2 protein-coding genes are annotated in these 2,519 nt (G+C 69.1%); one reads left to right on the forward strand and one right to left on the reverse strand.

What is annotated here, in order from left to right:
* Positions 1 to 335 precede the first annotated feature (335 nt).
* The gene (locus ABZT49_RS27355; RefSeq protein ID WP_355290745.1) at positions 336 to 803 is read left to right on the forward strand and encodes a hypothetical protein; all 468 of its coding nucleotides are present in this window, start codon (positions 336 to 338) and stop codon (positions 801 to 803) included.
* Between the two features lie 171 nt (positions 804 to 974).
* Here ABZT49_RS27355 and ABZT49_RS27360 read toward each other — a convergent pair whose 3' ends face one another.
* Positions 975 to 2,165 carry a site-specific DNA-methyltransferase gene (locus ABZT49_RS27360; protein ID WP_355290747.1) on the reverse strand — a complete coding sequence of 397 codons (1,191 nt, stop codon included), beginning with the start codon at positions 2,163 to 2,165 and terminating at the stop codon, positions 975 to 977.
* Between the last annotated feature and the right edge of the window lie 354 nt (positions 2,166 to 2,519).

Raw genomic sequence — 2,519 nt, forward strand, 5'->3', positions numbered from 1 at the left:
CGCCCGCGCCGGTACCGCCGCCGGCCCCCGACCTCGCGACGCTTCCCGAGCCCGAGCCGCCGCCGCGCCGCGCACCGTTGCCGAAGGTGCTGTCGCGACGGCCCGCCTCGGCGGCGCCGGTGGTCAAGCCTGTCGGGCGGGGCCGGCCCAGGGAGCGGTGAACGAGGCGCGGTGACGGGGGGATGGTGGGACGGCGCGGAGCCGCCAGGGGTTGAGCCGGGCGCCGCGCGGCCTGTCGCCGGCCGCGCCGACCCGCCCTATTTCCCGGCCGCGCGCAACGCTGATCGCCGGATCAGCCCCAGCGCCTCGCGAGCGGGGAGGGGAGATCGCCGTCGATGCTGAAGCTCTTGGTGACGAGCGCCTTCGTCCTGTCGGCCAGTGCCGCGCAGGCGGTCGACTACCGATGGACGACCGGCTTCGGGCAGGGCACCCTGGAAGCGAAGATCACGAACAGATCCAAGGACGAGTTGATCGTCTATTGCGCCTCGGGGCAGGACGGACATCCGGCCGGGATGTTCTTCACCATCGGGGCCCGGACGTACCGTCCTCGCGAGAAGGTGTATGTCCAGTTCGTGGTCGACGGAAAGAATCATTCCTTCGAATTTGCCGAGACGCAGTACGAGGCCTCGGGAAGGGCCTTCTTCGGCAATCTGTATGATTTCGTGGCCGCGCTCGCATCGTCGAAAACCTCATCGTTTCTCTTCGAGGTTCCCGCGGAAAATATCTCCCGATCGCTGTCGCTGCTGAATGTCGGCGACGCTCTCGGCACGCCGTCCGATCTCATCGTCGACGGGTGCAAATAGGGGCGGGACCGGGGCACCGACATCCCGGCTCCGGGACCGGCCTCGTCCGACGAGGCGGTGCGGGTCGCGTCCTTCGGACGAGCCCCGATCCGGCGTCGCACGGCGAGCGACCTGCGGTGCAGTCCGTCAGGCAGTACGGCGCCCGTGGCCGCGAGGCCACGGGCGTTTCGCTCAGGCGGCCGAGCCCATCCCGGCCCGCATCGTGCCGCGGAAATCGTCGATGCAGACGAGGCGCCCGCCGCGCTCGGCGTGCCAGAAGGTCCAGCCGTTGCAGGCCGGCAGGCCCTGGACCAGGGCGCCGATCTTGTGGATCGAGCCCGAGGCGGGGCCGACCCCGAGCGTGCCGTCGGGCCGTACCAGGGCCTTGTGGCGGCGGCGCTCGTCGGTGAGCGTCTCGCCGGCCCGGATATGGCCGGCCTCGAGCAGGTTCAGGAACGGCACCCGCGGTTCGGCGCGCTTCGCCGGCGCGGTGAGCAGGGCGGCGCGCGACAGGGGCTCGATGCCGGCGATGCGCTCGCGGGCGGCCGCCGCGTAGGCCGGCTCCTGCTCGATGCCGATGAAGTGGCGGCCGAGGCGCTTGGCGACGGCCCCGGTGGTGCCGGTGCCGAAGAAGGGATCGAGCACCACGTCGCCGGGATTCGACGACGACAGGATGGTGCGGGCCAGCAGGGCCTCGGGCTTCTGCGTCGGGTGCAGCTTGCGCCCGTCGTCGCCCTTCAGGCGCTCGTCGCCGGTGCAGAGCGGGATGAACCAGTCCGAGCGCATCTGCAGGTCGTCGTTGCCGCCCTTCAGCGCCTCGTAATGGAAGGTGTAGCCCTTCTGCTCGCTGCGCGAGGCCCAGATCAGGGTCTCGTGGGCGTTGGTGAAGCGCTTGCCGCGGAAGTTCGGCATCGGGTTGGCCTTGCGCCACACGATGTCGTTCAGGATCCAGAAACCAAGATCCTGCAACGCACTGCCGACGCGGAAGATGTTGTGGTACGACCCGATCACCCAGAGGGTCCCTGTCGGCTTCATCACCCGGCGGCAGGCGGAGAGCCAGGCGCGGGTGAAGGTGTCGTAGGCCTCGAAGCTGGCGAACTGGTCCCAGTCGTCGTCGACGGCGTCGACGGTGCTCTGGTCCGGGCGCAAGAGGGCGCCGGTGCCGAGCTGGAGGTTGTAGGGCGGATCCGCGAAGACCAGGTCGACACTGGCCGGCGGGAGCCGTTCGAGGGCCGTGAGGCAATCCCCGAGGATGACTTCGTCCAGGGGAAGACGCTGTGCGGGGGTAACGAGACCCATCCGCGGCGTCGACACCGCTCGCCCGGTACGCGAGACCTGATTCCGGGCGGCGGTGCCGACGACCGCGGTACGCGGGGAAGCCATGGCAAACACCGGTTACGCGACTGACCACCAGACATTGCCGCCGCTACGGTAAAGGTCACGTTTCCCGCAGACACGAATTGCGTCTCGAAATGGGGCTGCACTTCTTGCCTAGTCGTGCGGTGGTCGGACTCAACCGTTAATGAAATGCTACGGATGGCGATGAGGGCGTGCCCTCGTCGGTGCGGGGGCGTGGGTGCCCTGACAGGTAGGCTGTCCGGAGGCCGGAAGAGGCGCGGGTTTCCCCTCTCCCCGCCCGCGGCAGGGCGATTGCATACGAGTAGATCTCGGATTGCGATGATGTGCTCGAACGGGTTTGATCGGACCGTCCCCCCAGGAGGGTCCGATCATGGTCGA

The sequence above is a fragment of the Methylobacterium sp. EM32 genome (genome assembly GCF_040593685.1).
Lineage (GTDB): Bacteria > Pseudomonadota > Alphaproteobacteria > Rhizobiales > Beijerinckiaceae > Methylobacterium.

Bases quoted from the DNA above. Each gene is read 5' to 3' on its own strand.
- ABZT49_RS27355 (WP_355290745.1), top strand. From the start codon at position 336: ATGCTGAAGCTCTTGGTGACGAGCGCCTTCGTCCTGTCGGCCAGTGCC.
- ABZT49_RS27360 (WP_355290747.1), bottom strand. From the start codon at position 2,165: ATGGCTTCCCCGCGTACCGCGGTCGTCGGCACCGCCGCCCGGAATCAG.